Genomic DNA, 2,994 nt, shown 5'->3' with positions numbered 1-2,994 from the left:
GCTGTCACAACATCCGAGCCAGATGACAGGCTCAGCTCAATCTCGCGCAAAAGCCGCAGAATATCCTCATCCGAATATCGTTTCCGTGCCATCAATACCGCCTCCAAAACTAAGCCAACTTTGGTACAGTTTTAGGGGGGAAAGACACCTGCTGCCAATGTGGGCACTCATTGCTAGAGAGCTGCTCTTGTATGGATTGCGCGCGATTGACCCTTCAAAGTCTAACAACCTCGCGCGCTATCGGAATATTTCTCTTTGGCAAGCCGGAGCTATTCGCAGTGCTTTCTGCATGTTCCTGATCCTATCAGGATTGAAGGTCTATTCGATCGAGGCACTGGACCTGTCACGCTTTTGTGCCGCCCCCCGTGCTCGTTTAAACCACCTTTCGTTCGAAGGCGATCTGGACCTGTCGCGGTTTGATGCCGCTCCTTTGATAGCATTTACTGCAGCAAAGGAGATGAACTATGGGATTGAAACGGACGGACGAATTTCGCCAAGATGCGGTGCGGATCGCGCTGACCAGTGGGCTAACGCGTATGCAGGTGGCCGAAGATCTGGGCGTTGGGATGTCGACACTGAACAAATGGATCACAGCACACCGAGATACGGATGTGGTGTCGATAGAGGATTTGGTGTCGACAGATGATTTGGACCTCGCCAAAGAGAATGACTGGCTTCGACGCGAGAACCGTCTTCTCAAGGAGGAGAGGGAAATCTTAAAAAAGGGTGAGATCGTTTTCCGCCGTTGGTCCGCGGACAATGGTCGAACCAGTTCTTTGCGGGCCTAAAGCAATGAGGTTCAGGTTTGTCGAAGAGCACAGGGCCGACTTCCCAACCAACCGTTTGTGTGGCGTTGTTGGCGTAAGCAAACGTGGATTACGTGCATTCCGCAGCGGCCCAGCCAGCCGCAGACAGCGGTCTGATTTGGTCACGCTGGCGCACATCAAGGAGCAGTCGCGTCTCAGTCTCGGCAGTTGTGGTCGGCCCCGAATGACCGAAGAGCTGAAAGAGATTGGCTTGAATATTGGGCACCGCCACGTCGGTCGATTGATGCGCCAGAACGGCATATCTGTTGTCAGAACCCGCAAACACAAGGTGACAACGGACAGTGACCACAAATTTAACATCACGCCAAATCTGCTGGATCGGGACTTCACAGCCGATACGCCAAACCAGAAATGGGCAGGCGATGTCAGCTACGTTTGGACCCGCGAGGGTTGGCTGTATCTGGCTGTGATCTTGGACCTGCATTCTCGGCGTGTGATTGGTTGGGCGGTGAGCAACCGCATGAAGCGTGATCTTGCGATACGGGCGTTGAATATGGCCATCGCATTCCGTGCGTCGCCAAGTGGCTGCATCCATCACACGTATCGTGGCAGCCAATATTGTTCTCACGACTATCAGAGGATCCTGGGCCGGCGTGGCTTCGAGGTGTCCATGAGCGGTAAGGGTAACTGTTATGACAATGCAGCTGTCGAAACGTTCTTCAAAACAATCAAGGCTGAACTAATCTGGCGGCATTCTTGGGAGACGCGGCGGAAGGCTGAGATGGCCATCTTCGAATACATCAATGGCTTCTATAATCCGCGTCGCCGCCACTCAGCACTGGGCTGGAGAAGCCCGGTCGCCTTCGAACGAAAGGTGGCTTAAACGAGCACGGGGGGCGGCACAAAAGCGTGACAGGTCCAAATTGGCGTCGTTAGGTCAAGATGATTGCACCCTCGTCATCATAGTGAAGATACTTGACGGTGGTTCAACAGTCTCATAGCACAATCATGTCTGCGGTAGAGCGCTCTGCTCGTCATCCAAGAAAAAAATACAGGAACACAAAATGCTGGAACTCGTTGGATCACCTGGCTATGAGACCATTTCCAAGCCTTCCGAGTACGTAATGCGCTGGGTAGAAGCGAAGATCGCGGAAAAAGGTGCCATGAATTTCGGAGAACTTGGGGTCGGGATCGGCGCAACAACGCTCGCAGTAGCCGAGAAAATGTCCGGTAAAGGCGAAATGCATCTTTTCGACTTCGAGCGCAGAGTGGATGAACTCGGCGACGATCTCAAGAAACGGGGCTTCGACAACATAACAACCTACGCCAACACAGAACGTCATTGGGACTCCTACCACTGGAATTTGAGCAAGCTTATTCGCGAAGGGAAAGGCGAATTCTTTGACGTGATCTATATCGATGGAGCGCATACCTATCTCCATGATGCGCTCGCCTTCTTCATGTGTGATCGTCTTTTGAAAGTTGGTGGAATTATTGTTTTCGATGATTGGTACTGGGCTTTTACCAACTCAAAATGGATGAGGGACACGCGCGACCAGTTCATGACGGAAGAACAGGCAGAAGCTTTGCAAATCAAGATGTTTCTTGAGGAACTCGTCAATGATCATGTTGGGTACGAGCAGGTAGAAAAACTGACCGTTTATCGAAAGATCGCAGGTACATCCCGCTCTAGCGAAAACGTCATTGGAGCTTCGCAAATTGGTTCTCGATTGAAGAACCTCTTTTCGCGCTAGTTTCGACGTGTCGTGGACCAACGTCGAAAAATTATGTCTCCGATGACCAATAACGCCACAGCGCCAAAATTGACTGTTTTGGTGCTCGCTTACCAACAGGAGCGTTTCATAAAATGTGCCGTGGAGTCAGCAATGGCTCAGGATGCATCCGATTTTGACATCATTCTTTCTGATGATGCTTCGACCGACAAAACATTCGAAATCATGAAGTCATGTACAGAAAGTTATTCCGGTCCACATAAAATCAAGTGCATTAGGAATTCATCTAACAAGGGGTTGAACGCGCGTCTGAATAACCTCGTTCCCATGGCACGCTCGACGCATATCATGTGTATCTCGGGAGACGATATTTCCTGCCCGAACAGAGCTTCCAAAATCATCGAGACGTTCGAAAAAGTGTCTTTCCCCCCTAAAACTGTGCCAAAGTTGGCTTAGTTTTGGAGGCGGTATTGATGGCACGGAAACGGTATTCG

At 50.9% G+C, this 2,994-nt stretch carries 2 protein-coding genes and 1 pseudogene; all 3 read left to right on the top strand.

Annotation, left to right across the window (positions count from 1 at the left end; genetic code table 11):
• The first annotated feature begins 464 nt into the window (after positions 1 to 464).
• Positions 465 to 1,650 (top strand): annotated as a pseudogene (locus Q1A34_RS21855) (IS3 family transposase).
• Positions 1,651 to 1,831: 181 nt separating this feature from the next.
• Entirely contained in the window at positions 1,832 to 2,521 is a 690-nt protein-coding gene (locus tag Q1A34_RS21850) for a class I SAM-dependent methyltransferase (RefSeq protein WP_300039618.1), read from the top strand.
• Positions 2,522 to 2,563: 42 nt separating this feature from the next.
• Positions 2,564 to 2,956 (top strand): glycosyltransferase family A protein, encoded by a 393-nt coding sequence (locus tag Q1A34_RS21845; protein ID WP_300039616.1) that lies wholly within the window; start codon positions 2,564 to 2,566, stop codon positions 2,954 to 2,956.
• Positions 2,957 to 2,994 lie beyond the last annotated feature (38 nt).

Origin of the sequence: uncultured Roseobacter sp. (assembly GCF_947491795.1) — a bacterium.
Classification (GTDB): Bacteria; Pseudomonadota; Alphaproteobacteria; order Rhodobacterales; family Rhodobacteraceae; genus Roseobacter.
The sequence above is the reverse complement of the archived record's forward strand: the minus strand, read 5'-3'. Positions and strand labels throughout refer to the sequence as shown.